Consider the following 16,238-nt stretch of genomic DNA (forward strand, 5'->3'; position numbering starts at 1 on the left):
TTGCTGTGTCCCGGCGCAACGCTCAGAACGAGCCCAGCGCCGAGCCGAGCAGAATAACCGCGACAAGGGCAAGGACGGCCCCGACGATCGCGACCATGAACACGTCCAGATAGCTCTCCTTATGCGTGACGCCGCAAACGGCGAGCAGTGTCACGACGGCGCCGTTGTGCGGAAGGCTGTCCAGCGTGCCGGCGCTGATCACCGCGACGCGGTGGAGCAGCTGCGGATCGATGCCGGCCTCGCCCGCAAGGCGCATATAGGTGGGGCCGAGCGTATCGAGCGCGATGGTCATGCCGCCTGAGGCCGATCCGGTCAGTGCGGCGAGAACATTAATCGCGACGGCAAGCGATACGAGCGGGCCGCCGCCGATGGAGAGGACCCAATCGCGGACGAGGCCGAAGGCAGGCAGGGCGGCGATCACCGCGCCGAAGCCGACGAGGCTCGCGACGCTGAACGCGGGCAAGACCGAGGCGGTCGCCCCCGCATCCATGGTTTCGCGCAACGACGGCAGCCGGCGATAGTTGAGCACTACGAGCGTGACGATCGCCACGAACAGGGCAACCACCACGGCCCATACGCCACCGACGCCTGCAAGCGATGTCGCGCCCCATTTCTCTTCGGCGAGGAAGCTTGTGTCGAGGCGCGGAAGCACGGCAACACTCATCAAGAGGTTGACCAGGATGACGACAACGAGCGGAGCCAAGGCGACAACGAAACTCGGATCGGAGCGCGTGTGGCGCCCGTGCGGAAGTTCGGCCGGGTCGAACTCGCTGGCGATGGCCGCCCGCTCGCGGAGGCTCGGATCGTCGGCGGACAGTTCGGGGCCTGTCTCTTCGTCGAACCCTTCGCTCGCGCGCCGGGCCGCGGCTTCCACCCGTGAGAGCCACCACAGGCCGAAGCCGAGCATGATGGCGGCGGCGATGATGCCGAGCCCAGGAGCGGCGAACGGGGTCGTACCGAAGAAGGGCATCGGGATGGCGTTTTGCAGCGCCGGCGTCCCCGGGAGCGCCGACATCGTGAATGTCATCGTTCCGAGCGCGATGGTCCCTGGCATAAGCCGCCGCGGAATGGCGGCCGTCTTGAACAGGCCTTGCGCCATCGGCACGAGGACGAAAATCGCAACGAACAGGCTGACGCCGCCATAGGTGACGACAGCGCCGCCGAGCACGACCGCGAGGATCGTCCGGGCCTTTCCGAGCTTCTGCGTCATGAACCGGGCGATCACCTCGACCGAACCGCTGTCCTCCATCAGCTTCCCGAACAGCGCCCCGAGCAGGAAGAGGGGGAAGAACTGCGCGAGGAACTGGGCCGCGCCGCTCATGAAGATTTGCGTGAGATGGGCAAGCAGCGGCTCGCGCGAGGCGAATGCGGCGAGGAGTGCGGCGGCGGGCGCAAGCAGGAGGATGCTCCAGCCGCGAAACGACAGCCACATGAGCAGGCCCAGCGCGATCAGGATGCCGAGCAAACCCAGCAGCATCACACGGGCCCGACGAAGTGCTGAAGGTCCAACGTCGAGCGCGACCCGAGATCGTCGGCATGGACGTCGAGAAAGGCTCCGGCCGTGCGCCGCCCTTCGTCGCGAAGCATGGTCAAGAACTCCCACTCGGCGTTGAGCTTGGACGAGTAGCCGAGCTCCTTCATGAGATCGCTCGCGATGCGGTGAATGCGCATGTTCGCCCAGCGGGCCCCTTCGGCATTGCCCGGATCGGTCACCTGGCGAAGGACGGCGATCATCCGCAGCTCTTTCAGGAGGGTCGCGTTGAAGGACACTTCGTTGACGCGATTGACGATCTCGCGGGCCGAACGTGGCGTGCCGGGCCGCTCGACCGGGTTCACCTGCACGAGGATCGTGTCCGTGGAATCGCACTCCTGGACGAGCGGGGTGATGGTCGGATTGCCGGCGAAGCCGCCGTCCCAATAAGCCTCCCCATCGATCTCGACCGCCTGGAACATGGCCGGCAGACAGGCCGAGGCCAAGAGCACGTCCGGCGTGAGTTCCGCGTTCCGGAACACGCGCCCGCGCCCGGTGCGCACATTCGTGGCCGTCACGAACAATTTGATCGGGGCCCGGTCGATCAGATCGAAATCGATGCATTCGGCCAACACATCGGACAGGGGGTTCAACCCGTTGGGATTGAGATCGTAGGGCGACACGATCCGCGCCATGAGGTCGAAGGCAATGAACAGGGGCGAATTGTCGAGCGTCCATTGGCCCGAGAGGATGTCGAAGGGGCTGCGCCTGAACGGGCTGAATCTGGCGGCGTCCGACACGCTGCGCCAAAACGCCTCGAGGCTGGCCTTGGCGCCCGCCGCGCCGCCCGCCGCATGGCCCGAGACCAGCACAGCGGCATTCATCGCGCCGGCGGACGTCCCGGAGATGCCTTCGATCTTCAACCAGTCTTCTTCGAGAAGGCGGTCCAGCACGCCCCAGGTGAAAGCGCCGTGCGCGCCGCCACCTTGAAGTGCGAGATCGACCAGGATCGGGCTACGGCTCATGGCCACCATGCAAGCAACAGGACCCAGGAAACGCGCCGACGGTACACACCTCCCTATGGCGTGTCGAGAAGCGCCGGCATGCCCAGCGGGCCCCCTCGCCATTGCGGCCCGAACCGACAGCGCGGATACCGACAGTGTCGTGCCCGCATCTGGTAGTGGTGAGCGCCCGTTTGCCGTATGGATACGCAGCTGCGCGGCGGAAACCACACAAGCATCTCATCCGGCATGACACATTCGATTGAAATCAACTCCTTCATTGCGCTTACGGTCGGCTTTGTCGTCTTCTTTGCCGGACAGTACCTGACCAAGAAGATCCGCTTCCTCGCCGACTACAACATCCCCGAGCCCGTCAGCGGCGGGATCGCCGTCGCGTTGACGACCTGGGCACTCTACGCATTCTTCGGCCGGGAAATTTCATTCGATCTCAGCGCGCGCGACGCGCTGCTCGTCTACTTCTTCACGACAGTCGGACTGAATGCGCGCTTCGCAGACCTGGTTCGCGGCGGTCTGCCACTCGCATTGATGCTCGGTGCCACCGTCGTCTTCATGCTGCTGCAGAACCTCGCGGGCGCGGCCGTGGCGCTTCTCTGGGGATTGCCCAGCCAGGTGGGCGTCCTGCTTGGAACCGCATCGCTGATTGGCGGACATGGCACCGCCATCGCGTGGGGACCGAGGATCGCCGAGGCCCGCAACGTGGCGGGAGCGGCGGAGCTCGGAGTCGCCATGGCGACGATGGGACTGATCGTTGCCAGCCTGCTCGGAGGTCCGATCGCCAAGTATCTTATCGAGAAGAACGACCTGAAGTCCGACCCGGATCAGGAAGCGGCCTTCGTAATCGTAGACAACGACGAACGCACGGACCATTTCGACTACGTGGATGTCATCCGGTCTCTGCTCGTGGCGAATATCGCCATCATCGCAGGGTACGCCGCACACGTTGCGCTGCAAGAAGCAGGCGTCATGCTGCCGCTTTTCGTCCCGTGTCTGTTGGCCGGGATCGTCCTCACCAATACGGTCCCCTCGCTGATCCCGAACCTGAAATGGCCGTCCCGGTCGCCCGCATTGGCGCTCGTGTCCGACTTCAGTCTTTCGGTCTTTCTGGCGATGTCGCTCATGAGCATGCAAATGTGGACGCTCAGCGGCTCCACCGGCTTGTTGATTACGACAACCCTCCTGCAAGCGGCGCTGGCGGCGCTGTTCATCCTTTTCGTCTTCTACCGCCTCATGGGAAGCAACTACTTTGCCGCGGTCCTGTCGGCCGGTTTCGCCGGGTTCACGCTGGGCGCGACCCCGACCGCGATCGCCAATATGAGCGCGGTCACGAAGCATTTCGGTCCGAGCCCATTGGCGTTTATTGTGCTGCCGCTCGTTTCGGCGTTCTTCGTGGACTTGGCGAATGCGGTTGTCATTCAACTCTTCGTCGGGTCATAGCGTCGGACACGCAGCTTGGCCCTAGACCCTTCGGAACGCATGACCAAAAGCAAACCCTCCGCGGCAGCCGCTTCTGACGCATCCCCTTGGTGGCTTCCCTCTTACGTGGGGGTCTTTGTCGGCGTCATTTTCTTCGCCTGATGTTCACGCCGTCCCTGATCCCGCGCCCTCCGATCTTTCAGGGGCTCCTTGGCGGATTGGCTTTCGCCATCGGCTATGCCATCGGACACGGCGGCGTGGTTCTTTGGCGCTATCTCGAATTGCCTGAAGTGCCGCGCCCCTGGCGCCGAGCGGCGAATATCGTGCTGGCTGTTGCCTGTGCCGTTGCCGCGGTCATCTACGTGCCGCAGGCGGCCGCCTGGCAGGACGAAGTCCGGGCTCGGCTGAACATGCCGCCGGCCGAGACGGCAAATCTCCTCATGGTGCTGCTGATCGCGGCCATTTCGGCGGTCCTGCTGCTCCTTCTGGGCCGGCTCGTGACCGGCGGAGTCCGAATGGCGTCGGCCTGGGTCTACCGCTGGATGCCACGGCGGATCGCAGGCTTGCTCGGCGCCCTGATCTTCGTTGTGCTGTTGATCACGATCGTCAACGGCACGCTGGTCAGCGCCGCGATCAGCGCGATCGACCGCGCCCAAGCGCTCGTGGACGTGACCGATCCGCCGGGAGCCGCCGTGCCGACCGTGGATACCCGATCGGGCGGTCCGGGCTCTTCGATCGCCTGGCAGGAGCTTGGCCGGGCCGGCAAACGCTTCGTCACGGAGGGACCGAGAAAATCGGACATCGAGGTCTTCACCGGACGCCACGCCCTTGAGCCGATCCGCGTCTATGCCGGGCTCCGCGCCGCGGACACGCCTGACGAACAGGCCGAGGCGGCACTGGCGGATTTGATCCGTATGGACGCGTTCTCCCGGTCGATGCTGGTCATCGCGACACCGACGGGCACCGGCTGGGTCGACAATAACGGCATCGCGCCGCTCGAATATATGCATGACGGCGACATCGCGACTGTCGCCGTTCAGTATTCCTACTTGGAGAGCCCGTTCTCGCTGGTCCTCGAACCCGGCCGGTCGCAAGCCTCGGCGGCTGCCTTGTTCAGGACCGTCTATCGCTACTGGAAAGGGCTGCCCGAAGACAGCCGTCCGAGGCTCTATCTCTTCGGCCTCAGCCTTGGTTCGCTCGCCTCGGAAGACTCGCCGCCGATACACGCCTGGCTTGGGGATTCGTTCGACGGGGCCGTCTGGTCGGGCCCGCCGTTTCGCAATCGGATCTGGCGCGCCATTCAGCGCGACCGGGACGAAGGATCGCCCTCGTGGCGGCCGGTGTTCGAGGACGGCGCGAACTTCCGCGTGATCGGCCATGGCGGCGATGCGAGCAAGGCCGCGGCCGACTGGGGTCGGGTCCGCATGGTCTACATCGTCTACCCCAGCGACGCGATCGTCTTCTTCGAGGAGAGCATGTTCTACCGGCAGCCCGAATGGCTGGTTCCCCCGCGTGGGGAGGATGTCTCGCCGCTCTTGCGCTGGTATCCGATCATCACCGCCCTGCAGGTCGGGATCGACATGATGTTGTCGGCGGAGGTCCCGCCGGGACACGGACACGACTACGCGGTGGCCGACTACATCTCGGCCTGGAGTGCCGTCACCGCCCCCGAGGACTGGACCGATGAGGACGCGAAGCGGCTCGCCACGGTGATCGAGACCGATGCAGCCAGACACAGCGGCTCCTGGTAACGCCGCGGTCCCCGACCGGCGCGCGGCGACGCTTCCAGTGCGGAGTGAAAGTGACCGGTTCGATGAAATTGGTTGCGGGGGCACGCAACACCTTTGGTAGACTCTGGGGAGCCTTTGGGCTGGTCGGGCGAGCGAACCTGCCGGGAGAGGCAGTCCGAGCGCTACCGGGCCAATATGGTTGATGGCCACTGGAAACCAAATCTGCCCACATAAATTTCCTGGTAGAGAAAATCCAAATCTGCCTCCCAATCCTCAATGGCGGCTGCCATGCGCAAGCCTTGTTGTCGCTTCGCGTTGCGCGTTAGACCCGCGATCGCCTCCGCCATCTTACGAAGACGCGAAGTGGATGATGGTTCGCCCCACCCCTGGAGATAGTCCAACGGAAAAGCGGTCGGGACCGCACCGCGGAACAGTTCAATCAGAATATGTCGCCGCACCCGCCGAGGTTCGCCATTTACGCTACCGACTGTATAGCCGAAAGATTTCAACACGCCCTTCTCAAGCCATTCCGATCGCCTAAGGCTTCCTTTTCCAGGCGACGCCTTTGTTGATGGCCACTGACTTGCCACTGAACTTTTCCCCGACAGGGATTAGAGTCCCGGCCTGATTATGCCCTCTCGGGCGGGGTGAGCAACAGGCCGCCACGCTCGGACGCGCCGGACGCGCCATCCAGCAGCGCCCGTTTCCATTGATGGATCATCGTCGACTGGATACCGAACCGGCTTGCCAGTTCCGATACTGCCTCCTCGCCCTTCAAAGCTTCAAGGGCCACCTTCGCCTTGAACTCCGGCGAATACTGCTTGCGTTTCCACCAATCATATTTGCTCTCCAGTTCGCCTACCGGCGTCTCAAGGTCTACGCCGGCTTTCTTCATTTTCTTTTCAAGCGCTATGAGCTGTGCGGATACTTGCTTTGCGACGCTGAAGGCTTCCGCTGGCAACTGCTTGACAATCTCAGCGGTGGAGAGTTCTTCTCCGCCCTTTTTGTCCTTTGCATTTTTGACGAGTGTATAAAGATTATCCAGAAGCGACAGAGATGCTGCAGCTCCGCCAATCACCGTTTCGGTCGCCATAGCAAGTGCTCCTTGCGTGATCAGGGGTTCGGAGAGTTATTCGCTCTAGGTTTTTTACGGACTTCTTCTATCTCACGAAACAGCTTAGCCAAGTTTCGACGGCCTGCTAATTCCGCGTAATGCGACAATGGGAAAGTGCGGCAGGGGTATTCATGCCTTGCAAGTTCAACGCGTGCGCCGGCTTCAATGAGCTCCAAAACGATGTGGTCATCTGCGTAATCCACTGCAAGATGAAGGGGTCTGTCACGCGGAGCATCGATAACTGAATTGACGTCCACGCCATTCTTTATCGCCTGCCTGACCTGATCGAGATCATTACGGTATAATCCCTGGCGCAACATCTCTTTCGGAGAGCGTGTTGTTTGCCTTAAGAATATTTTTGATAGTATCTTATTCATAAATAACTCATCCCCCCAACTATTGAAGATTAATATTTAGCCTATTGTAGATACTTATTCAATAATACCCCGCGAGGGTGCTCGAATACTAAAAATTATTGCGTGTGTAGCACTCAAGGCGTGCCTGCCGCTTCGCTTTGAAGGGGCAGTCTGCGCGTCATGAAGCGCAGCAAAATCAACTCGTTCCCGCCCACATTTTATCTGCTTTGACAGATCAAATGCTCATAGTGATAGGCTATTGCATATCATGCATGGACACGGCCCTCGATTTTGTGATATGCTAAACTATATCAAATGAACGATTTGATATAGAGAAACATATCATGACCTATGCTACGCAGGATATAATCGACGCGCTCAAGAGCACCAGGGAAGCCAAGGGCCTTAGCCAGAGGGCCTTGAGCGCTCGCACTGGCGTGCCGCAAAGTCATATCTCGAAGATTGAAAGCGGCGGCGCTGATATCAGGCTATCTAGTTTGATCGAACTAGCGCGCGCGCTCGACTTGGAACTGAAGCTCGTGCCGCGCAAGGCCCTTCCTGCCGTCAACAATGTCGTTCGCAGTGTTGGTCCCTCGCCAGTTCCCGTCCCTGCGTTGAAAGAACTCAACCGCACGCTAGACACACTCAAAAGATTACGGACCGCCTATCCTGATCTCAGTGTTTTGACCCAACTGCAAAACAGCTTCCGGGCATTTAAGAACCTCAACATCGGCAAAGAGCTGGAAGCGGTTCGGGAACTCGCCAAACCAATCCGCGAGATTCAGAAACTCACGGAATCCAATCGTGACATCGCCAAAGCGGCGTCGCTTCCCGCTGAGCAAATCAAGTTTTTGCAGGAGGCCGCGCGCTCGGCTCAGGCTCTTCGCAATCAGCTCGTTCACGACATCCCGCAAACAACGATTCTGCCACGTCCGGCCTACCGCCTCGACGAAGACGAGGGGGACGATCATGGCTAGCGTCTCTGTTCTCAATGTGAAGCTTTATGGCGAGACGATTGGAACGCTGACTTACTTGGAAAGTGATCGAGCGCTATTCGCCTTCACGGAAGAGTATGCCGCCGATGAAAACCGCCCTACCCTGAGTCTCGGCTTCAAGGATGATTTCGGACAGCTAATCACGCAGTTGCCTGTCACGCAAACGCGCCTTCTTCCCTATTTCTCAAACCTCCTGCCCGAAGGTCATTTACGGGAATATCTCGCGCACCAAGCTGGCGTGAACCAAAAGCGCGAGTTCTTCCTGCTTTGGGCACTGGGCCGTGACCTATCAGGCGCAATCACTGTTGAATCAGCCGATGATGAAGCGTGGCCGATCGACATCGAAAACTCGGACGCCGAGACTCCCGCGGAAAAACGGGAGAATGCTCTGCGGTTTTCGCTCGCCGGTATTCAGCTAAAGTTTTCGGCCGTTAATGACGGTCAGGCGAACAAGGGGCTGACGATCCCGGCAAGAGGCGTTGGCGGATCATGGATCGTTAAACTGCCTTCTGCGCGGTTCGAAGGCGTCCCCGAAAATGAATTCGCGATGCTTACGATCGCGAGACTTGTCGGTATCGATGTACCGGAAATCACTTTGATCGACATCGACGCGATTAGGGGCTTACCGGAAGGCATCGGTGATCTAAAGGGTCAGGCCTTTGCGATCAAACGTTTCGACCGAACGCCGGATGGCCCCGTGCATACAGAGGACTTTGCGCAAATCTTCCGCGTATATCACGACGACAAATATAGAAAGGCGAGCTATCGCAATGTCGCGACGGTCCTCGCCGCAGAAACAGGCGAAGCTGGAATCGAAGAGTTCATCCGCCGCTTGACGTTCTGCACGCTGACCGGCAATGCCGATATGCACTTAAAAAACTGGTCGCTGATCTATCCGGATCGGCGCAACGCTGCCTTGTCGCCGGCCTATGACTTGGTGTCCACGATCCCCTACATAGAGGATGAAGAGACCGCACTGAAATTTGCGCGCTCGAAGCGGTTTGACAGCTATACGCTGGATGAACTCTCCTATCTCGCCGGCAAAGCCGGCCTCCCCGAAAAGCTTGTGCTCGATACCGCCAAGCAAACGGTGGCACGGTTCCATGAGGTGTGGCAGGCCGAGAAGGATCACCTACCGCAATACAAGCGCGTGACCGCGAGAATCGATGCGCATCTCAAAACATTACGCATATAATCATCCTGCAAAAGTTCGCGTAAAGCGAGAATTGTTGCAGGAGTTTTATGCTTTGCTAGTACACGAGCACTGCGTGAGTTCGCCAATTTTGCGAATTTCTGTGGTTCGACTGTACGGTAGCGTTAGCCGTAGCCCACCAGCTCTGACCGCACATGGCTGGCCATGCCGGCACTAGCACGACCGGCAATCGATCAGGCGCCCTCGTCCACCGCCATGCCGCGGATGTAGCCGTCAAACGTGTCCCATCTGATGCCGTAATTGGCATCGAAGTCGTAGTGAACGTCGGCAAGCACATCGGCGATCTGATCCTCCGTCAGGCAGCAGCCGAGACCGGCAACACGTGCCTCGACATCAGGGCCAAGCCAGATCGAGGCCGCGACGGGATCGTCAGGATGGTAGGTCTCCAGGTGAGCCATCAGGTCTTTGATCCGCATACTGCTCCTCCCGTTGTAAGCGGTTTCTCATCAACGCGGACGAAGCCGGCGGGCGAAGACGCGGACCTGTCATGCCCCACACGGTCGGTGCGGGCCGGGCATTGACAGAAACGCACGCGCGCCAAGTATCGCGGCATCAGTTGAGAAACCCGCGCCCCCGGAGAAGCTGCGGGCACGATATGGCAAACCTGTCCCAACTAGACCAGGGCACGGATTTTCGTCTCATTTTCGCTCCCTCAAGGGCTACGATGAGCCGAAAATCCTGCGTTACGACAAACCCGTCAAATGTTCACAGTTGCTGACGACCCAGACCTTTTGCGCGCCGATTCACAATCAAGCGCCTCCCGCGCCGCAGCACGACTTGTTGTGCAAAAGGGAGTATAATTACTGAGCTTGACGCGGTTCGCACGCGGTTCGCACGCGGTTCGGTAAGTCGTCGGGGGACAGTTTGCACCCGCTCGAACCAGGTTTTCTTGGGAGGAGCAACGATGACCGACGCACAACATATTAGGAATCCCGTTGAGTGGATATGGCATCAAGTCGGCGCCACCGCCGTATCGGCCGCCTCGATTGGGCAAGCGCTTCTGGGTAGTTCTGAAGCCCAGAAAGCTCCTCTGCCAACGGTCCGCCGTATTGGCGTCGCCGATCTCCGGGAGGCCCTGGCACAAGGCATTGACGACTTCGAGGCGTGCCGAAGTGACGTCGTCTTCCTCTGCCTCGTGTACCCGGTGATAGGCCTTGCGCTCGCGTGGTTCACTATTGGCTACGATGTGCTGCCGCTGCTGTTTCCGCTCGCGTCCGGCTTTGCGCTCGTCGGTCCCGTGGTGGCAGTGGGCCTGTATGAGATGAGCCGCCGCCGTGAGCAAGGTGCCACGGTCAACTGGGTAGACGCATTCGGCGTGGCTCACTCTCCGGCCTTCGCTGCGATCGTGATGTTGGGGATAGGCCTGCTTGGGGTTTTCGTGCTCTGGCTCGCCGCAGCCTATGCCATATTCCAGTTCACGGTTGGACCCGAGCAGCCGGCTTCCATCACGGCATTCGCGAGCGACGTTTTTACCACAGGCACGGGCTGGTGGATGATTGTTATCGGCATGGGCGTTGGCTTCCTTTTCGCGGCGCTGGTACTTACGATCAGTGTCGTGTCGTTCCCGCTGCTGCTCGACCGCGATGTGGGGCTCTACAGAGCCGTAATTACCTCTGTTCGCGCCGTCGCCACGAATCCAGGCACCATGGCCGTTTGGGGTTTCATCGTTGCGTGTAGCCTGGCGATCGGATCTCTGCCGGCGTTCATCGGCCTTATCATCGTGTTGCCGATACTCGGGCATGCCACCTGGCATTTGTACCGCAAGGTGGTCGTATGAGCGGGACACGGATGACGCGCCCATGGCAAGTTGCGGAGGGCTGGCGATGAGCGTCTGCGCTCGCGAGAAAGGTCCCCAGCTCCGCACATGTACTGTTCTTGCGCGGCTTCATGGCGCTAACAGGTAACGTCCAATGACCTTGGTGAAACATGTTCTCGACGTAAAGGGACGCGAGGTCCACGTCATCCATCCAAGCGCGCTCGTATTCGATGCCCTTCAAATGATGGCGGACAACAATGTCGGGTCGCTGGTCGTGATGGAGGGGGAAAAGCTTGTGGGTATCATCACCGAACGGCACTATGCGCGCCAGATCGCGTTGAAGGGACGCACATCGTCGGGAACGTTGGTTGCCGACATCATGTCAACACGCGTTGCGTGCGTCCGACCTGACCAAACGGTGGAAGAGTGTATGGCGATCATGACCAAAAGGGGCGTTCGGCACTTGCCGGTGCTGGAAGGAGGGGGCGTCGTCGGGCTCGTATCGATTGGTGACATGGTCAACAGTGTCATCAGCGATCAGCAATTCGTAATTGAACAGTTGGAACACTTCATCCATGGCGATCGATAGCCGCGCGCCGCGTGCAGGTTGCCAGCGAAGCCTGTGATCACCACATAATGGGCCATACACAGAATTGATCGGACAGTCCGGTCCGAGGGGGCGCATTAAGAGGGCGCGGCCACGACGCCGGCGTCGAGCTAGCGCATCAGAAAAAAAGGCCCGCCGGCTTTGGAAATGAACGCGGATCTGGCCGATCGTCTCAATCGGCGTCCTGGTCCCAAAACAGCGGCATGTGACAACACGTCGTCGTTGATTCCTGCTTCGGGCACAGGCGGAAGCATCCCACGCGAGTCCATGTCGCAAAGGAGTGCTGAATATGGCAAAGGTTCTTTGTGTCCTCTACGACGATCCCGTCGATGGCTACCCGCCCAAATATGCGCGAGACGGCATCCCTAAAATCGATCGCTACCCCGACGGAATGACGATACCGACCCCGAGCACGGTCGACTTCACGCCGGGCGACTTGCTTGGCTGCGTCTCCGGCGAACTTGGACTTCGCAAGTTTCTCGAGGATGCCGGGCACGAGTTCGTGGTGACGTCCGACAAGGACGGACCCGATTCCGAGTTCGAGAGGGAGTTGGTGGACGCCGATGTGGTGATTTCCCAACCATTCTGGCCGGCCTATTTGACCGAGGAGCGAATCGCCAAGGCCAAAAATCTGAAGCTCGCCATCACTGCCGGTATCGGTTCGGATCATGTCGATTTGCAAGCCGCAATCGACAGGAACATCACTGTCGCCGAGGTGACGTTCTGCAATTCGATCAGTGTCGCCGAACACGTGGTGATGATGATCCTGTCGCTGGTGCGCAACTACATCCCGTCGTACCAGTGGGTGATCAAGGGCGGCTGGAATATCGCCGACTGCGTCGAGCGTGCATACGATCTAGAAGGCATGCACGTTGGAACGGTCGGTTCCGGCCGCATTGGGCTTGCGGTGTTGAAGCGGCTTAAACCGTTCGACGTCAAACTGCATTATACGGACAAGTACCGCCTGTCCAACAAGATAGAGAAGGAGCTTGGGTTGGAGTATCACCCGAGCGCCGAAGCTCTGGTTGAGGTCTGTGACGTGGTGACGGTCAATGCACCGCTTCATCCCGAAACGGAGCATATGTTCAACGACGAACTCATTGGGCAGATGAAACGCGGCGCGTATCTCGTGAACACGGCCCGCGGCAAGATTGCCGACCGCGACGCCGTCGTGCGCGCGCTTGAGAGCGGTCAACTCGCGGGCTATGCGGGCGATGTATGGTTCCCGCAACCGGCTCCAAGCGACCATCCCTGGCGAACGATGTCACACCACGGCATGACTCCACATGTCTCCGGCACAAGCTTGACCGCTCAGGCACGGTATGCTGCGGGCACGCGTGAGATATTGGAGGACTTCTTCGCCGGTAGACCGCTACGTGATGAATACCTGATCGTTGCGGGTGGCAAGTTGGCCGGCACGGGCGCACACTCCTATACACCGGGCGATGCCACGCAGGGTGCCCAGGAGGCGGTGAAGTTCAAGAAGGCCAGCTAGACTGGATCTTCGCATGTGCCAGGGGCGGCTTGGGCCGATCTCCATGGACGCGCATCGAAACGACCTGGAAGGAGACAACTTCGGGGTCAGGTTGGGTTGCCGATAAGCGTACGCTGATGACCGCAGCACAAGCTAAGGGGCGATGTTCCAGGGCTCGCAATACCTTTGATAGGCTCTGGGATGCATCTGGGCTGATTGCAAGAGAGGCCTCCAAAAAATCAGTCACTTGATAGCTAGTTGGGTTCAGCGGAAAACTTCGCTCGGACTGCAAAGAGCGTCCGTCTCTCTTGCAAAACCGGACCTGCCTAGCGCCTGCACGCCTGTCCCCTAAGTGCCAAGAACGGACTGACCTTCACTTCTCCGCCAGCTTGATTCGTGGCGAGAAGAGCATATTCACGTAGGAGCGCAACAGCATGATCTGTTGAGCAGTGACTGATGGCTCCGCGAGTGCGCGCGCCATGACGATGCCGCCCTCAATGACAGAGCTCACCATGTCCGCGAGTTGGTCCAAATCCACGTCGTCATGTGGGGTGTAGACCGCGACGACATCGTCGAACATGGCGCGGAACCGGCGGCGCCAGCCGAGAACTGCGCGACGGTTCGCTTCGCGGACCTCGCGGTCGAACAGTCGATCCTGGTAGACCGCCGTCGCCACCACGCAACCGGGATGCCCATTGGGCATATCTTCAATCAATTCGGCCAATAGCTTGAGAGCGATCAATGCCCTTTGCAGAGGGTCTTCCGTGAGCTCGTACGCGCGTTGAAGCAGGTCGTCGAAGAGTTGATCCTCGACTTCGATGTGGCGCTCGATCAAAGCGAGTGCGAGTGCATTCTTATCCCTGAAGTGATAGAAAAATCCGCTCTTTGTTAGCTCGGCGTTGACCACAATCTCATCAATTGAGGTTGCATCGAAGCCCTTGGCCAGGACGGCATCTTGAGCGACGTCCAGAATCCTTTTGCGTGTCTCCTCCCCACGCGCCACGACGTTGCCCTCCAAATCCCTACTGCGAGTACAGTACCATCGGTGCGGAACTTTACGTCCCTCAATGGCAACCGGCAATCTACTAGCGCGTAACTCTCTGGCGCTCCCAGCAAAATTATCTTGTGCGACCTGTACCACAAGTCGACTTTTCTCCTAGAGGGCTCGACCTACATACCGTGTCTGACGTTCACACCGTATGGAGGCGGCAGATGTCGTACGTAGAAGCGCTATTGAAAACCGACCGGCTGTTCTTGACCGATGGCGGATTCGAAACGTGGCTGTTCTTCCAGCAGGGTTTCGAAGCGCCCCAGTTTGCTGCCATCGTTCTGATGGACGACGACGATGCGCGGCAGGCCATGCGTAGCTATTTCGATAGATTCTTGAAGATGGCCCTGAACGCACAAACAGGGTTTGTGCTCGACACGAACACGTGGCGCGGCTGTACGCGCTGGGGACCGGCACTCGACAAATCCGCGGATCAGATGCTGCGGCTGACCGCAGACGCCGTTGCCTTCGCCAAGGACATCCGCGCTAACTGGCAGTCTCGTGTTTCGCCGATCGTGCTGAACGGTGTCGTCGGCCCTGCGGGCGATGGCTATGCGCCAGATGAAGTGCCGGAGGCCGGGCTTGCCTACCGCCTGCATCGGCCACAAATTGACTGCCTAGCACGCGCCGGTGTTGATATGATTTCTGCAATAACCATGACCAACATCAATGAGGCCACCGGGATTGCGCAGGCGGCCATTGCGGTGGGACGGCCGATCGTGGTGTCGTTCACGGTGGAGACCAACGGATGCCTCCCAACGGGCGAATCGTTGGAGGAAGCGGTTGGGCGCGTCGACGCTGCTACTGGCACAGCGCCGATCTACTACATGGTGAACTGCGCTCATCCCGACCACTTTCGTGACGCTCTATGTGCGGGGGGAGACTGGATCGGCCGGATCGGAGGCGTTCGCGCGAACGCATCTCGCCTGAGCCACGCGGAACTCGACGTGGCTGAGTCTCTAGACGATGGCGATCCTGAGGAGTTTGGTTCGCTTCATGCAGACCTTGTTGGATTGTTGCCGAACCTGCGCGTTGTGGGTGGTTGCTGTGGAACTGATCATCGGCACGTCGGCTGCGTCTCAAAACGCTTGCACGCGAAAGTGGCGGCTTAGAGGAAGCCGCCAAGGCACTGTTTCAAACTTGGCGGCCCTCCCTCAGCAAAGCCATTCGTCCACTGCTTCGTCAGAGTACCAGAGGAGACCTGTCACAATACGATGCAGGGTTCTGCCTGCGAGACCCGCGTTTCTTGGTCCGTCTGCCCGGCTTTGATGTAGACTTCATGGGCGGACACGAGCAAACCAGCTGGCGGTCACCGTGGACATTGTCGACGCGATTGACCGGCGGCCAAGTCCCCCGCGAGCGCCTAGGACCGGCTACAGCAAAGCCAATGCGTCACCAGCTCGAGCTTGCGATCAGTGTCGAGCCCCTGATCCTCGAGTTCGGCCCAGGTCAGGAAGTGCAGCGCGTGGCGGATCGTTGCCGCGATTTGGTCGCTTGACGCTGCCTTTCCGAATGCGCGGATAAGGTCATCTGCCACGTCATCCAGAAAGGCCGCCACGTCGGCCATCGGCTGCTGCAGCGCTGGAACCTCGGCCACATCACGGAACGAAACCGTCCACATTCGCCGCGTACCCGCAAAGTAGTCGTAGAACGCCCGGATTGCCGCGCGGTATCGGGCAAGCGGATCGCGCTCGTTTGCCCAGTCGGCCGGATCGGGAAGTGGATGCTGCTCCAGCCAATGCGACGTGCAGGCCTGAAAGACCGCCATTTCATCGGGGAAGTGACGGTAGACCGTCAGCCTTTGCACCCCTGCCCGTTCGGCAATGCTGCTGATTGTCGTGTTCCGGGGCCCCAGCTCCTCATGCAGGTGCATCGTCGCCTCGACGATTTTCCGCCGGGTCTCTTCCTGGGACGCCGCACGCCGGCGCATTCGGTAAGGACGTTTATGTTCGGTCATTGAAGGAACAATAGTGGCTATTGAAATCTTGACAAACGGAATGTGGGCCAGTATACGCAATTTCAATAATCGCATATGTTTA

The 16,238-nt window shown here is 59.8% G+C and carries 16 protein-coding genes; 8 read left to right on the forward strand and 8 right to left on the reverse strand.

The features are described 5' to 3' along the window. Positions 1-22: 22 nt before the first annotated feature. Together AUC68_RS08345 and AUC68_RS08350 are read right to left on the reverse strand one after the other, a co-directional pair. On the reverse strand, positions 23-1,471 hold the full coding sequence (locus tag AUC68_RS08345) for a GntP family permease (RefSeq protein ID WP_069437449.1): 1,449 nt from the start codon (positions 1,469-1,471) through the stop codon (positions 23-25). A 5-nt stretch (positions 1,472-1,476) separates the two neighbouring features. Further along, positions 1,477-2,496 carry a patatin-like phospholipase family protein gene (locus AUC68_RS08350; RefSeq protein WP_069437450.1) on the reverse strand — a complete coding sequence of 340 codons (1,020 nt, stop codon included), beginning with the start codon at positions 2,494-2,496 and terminating at the stop codon, positions 1,477-1,479. Between the two features lie 225 nt (positions 2,497-2,721). Here AUC68_RS08350 and gltS point away from each other — a divergent pair, with 225 nt between their 5' ends. After that, a complete protein-coding gene (gene gltS, locus AUC68_RS08355; protein ID WP_069437451.1) occupies positions 2,722-3,927 on the forward strand; it encodes a sodium/glutamate symporter in 1,206 nt (401 codons plus the stop codon). 140 nt (positions 3,928-4,067) lie between these two features. Next, entirely contained in the window at positions 4,068-5,657 is a 1,590-nt protein-coding gene (locus tag AUC68_RS08360; protein ID WP_069437214.1) for an alpha/beta hydrolase, read from the forward strand. A 161-nt stretch (positions 5,658-5,818) separates the two neighbouring features. Here AUC68_RS08360 and AUC68_RS16400 read toward each other — a convergent pair whose 3' ends face one another. From AUC68_RS16400 to AUC68_RS16410, 3 genes are all read right to left on the reverse strand, one after another. Further along, a complete protein-coding gene (locus tag AUC68_RS16400; RefSeq protein ID WP_158008279.1) occupies positions 5,819-6,145 on the reverse strand; it encodes a hypothetical protein in 327 nt (108 codons plus the stop codon). 119 nt (positions 6,146-6,264) lie between these two features. After that, entirely contained in the window at positions 6,265-6,729 is a 465-nt protein-coding gene (locus tag AUC68_RS16405; RefSeq protein ID WP_141701165.1) for a transposase, read from the reverse strand. A 20-nt stretch (positions 6,730-6,749) separates the two neighbouring features. Next, positions 6,750-7,127 (reverse strand): ankyrin repeat domain-containing protein, encoded by a 378-nt coding sequence (locus tag AUC68_RS16410; RefSeq protein ID WP_141701166.1) that lies wholly within the window; start codon positions 7,125-7,127, stop codon positions 6,750-6,752. A 323-nt stretch (positions 7,128-7,450) separates the two neighbouring features. On the opposite strand from AUC68_RS16410, the gene AUC68_RS08370 reads away from it, so the two are divergent. Both AUC68_RS08370 and AUC68_RS08375 read left to right on the forward strand, forming a co-directional pair. Next, positions 7,451-8,083, forward strand: a complete 633-nt coding sequence (locus tag AUC68_RS08370; protein WP_069437215.1) for a helix-turn-helix domain-containing protein — start codon at positions 7,451-7,453, stop codon at positions 8,081-8,083. Then, complete coding sequence (locus AUC68_RS08375) at positions 8,076-9,296, forward strand: type II toxin-antitoxin system HipA family toxin (RefSeq protein ID WP_069437216.1); 1,221 nt, start codon at positions 8,076-8,078, stop codon at positions 9,294-9,296. The genes AUC68_RS08370 and AUC68_RS08375 overlap by 8 nt, the downstream gene beginning before the upstream one ends. A 191-nt stretch (positions 9,297-9,487) precedes the next feature. Here AUC68_RS08375 and AUC68_RS08380 read toward each other — a convergent pair whose 3' ends face one another. Then, positions 9,488-9,730: a hypothetical protein gene (locus AUC68_RS08380; RefSeq protein WP_069437217.1), complete on the reverse strand. Its 243-nt coding sequence runs from the start codon at positions 9,728-9,730 to the stop codon at positions 9,488-9,490. A 488-nt stretch (positions 9,731-10,218) separates the two neighbouring features. Between AUC68_RS08380 and AUC68_RS08385 the strand changes: the two genes are divergently transcribed. The 3 genes from AUC68_RS08385 (at position 10,219) to AUC68_RS08395 (ending at position 13,172) form a co-directional block, all read left to right on the forward strand. Next, positions 10,219-11,091, forward strand: a complete 873-nt coding sequence (locus AUC68_RS08385) for a DUF2189 domain-containing protein (RefSeq protein WP_069437218.1) — start codon at positions 10,219-10,221, stop codon at positions 11,089-11,091. 133 nt (positions 11,092-11,224) lie between these two features. Next, positions 11,225-11,659, forward strand: a complete 435-nt coding sequence (locus AUC68_RS08390) for a CBS domain-containing protein (protein ID WP_069437219.1) — start codon at positions 11,225-11,227, stop codon at positions 11,657-11,659. 307 nt (positions 11,660-11,966) lie between these two features. Then, complete coding sequence (locus AUC68_RS08395; protein WP_069437220.1) at positions 11,967-13,172, forward strand: NAD-dependent formate dehydrogenase; 1,206 nt, start codon at positions 11,967-11,969, stop codon at positions 13,170-13,172. A gap of 352 nt (positions 13,173-13,524) precedes the next feature. Here AUC68_RS08395 and AUC68_RS08400 read toward each other — a convergent pair whose 3' ends face one another. Beyond that, entirely contained in the window at positions 13,525-14,154 is a 630-nt protein-coding gene (locus AUC68_RS08400; RefSeq protein ID WP_069437452.1) for a TetR/AcrR family transcriptional regulator, read from the reverse strand. A 209-nt stretch (positions 14,155-14,363) separates the two neighbouring features. Here AUC68_RS08400 and AUC68_RS08405 point away from each other — a divergent pair, with 209 nt between their 5' ends. Then, positions 14,364-15,311: a homocysteine S-methyltransferase family protein gene (locus tag AUC68_RS08405; protein WP_069437221.1), complete on the forward strand. Its 948-nt coding sequence runs from the start codon at positions 14,364-14,366 to the stop codon at positions 15,309-15,311. 251 nt (positions 15,312-15,562) lie between these two features. On the opposite strand, the gene AUC68_RS08410 is transcribed toward AUC68_RS08405, so the two are convergent. Beyond that, on the reverse strand, positions 15,563-16,231 hold the full coding sequence (locus AUC68_RS08410; RefSeq protein ID WP_204376992.1) for a TetR/AcrR family transcriptional regulator: 669 nt from the start codon (positions 16,229-16,231) through the stop codon (positions 15,563-15,565). Positions 16,232-16,238: the final 7 nt, after the last annotated feature.

The organism is Methyloceanibacter methanicus (genome assembly GCF_001723285.1).
GTDB lineage: Bacteria > Pseudomonadota > Alphaproteobacteria > Rhizobiales > Methyloligellaceae > Methyloceanibacter > Methyloceanibacter methanicus.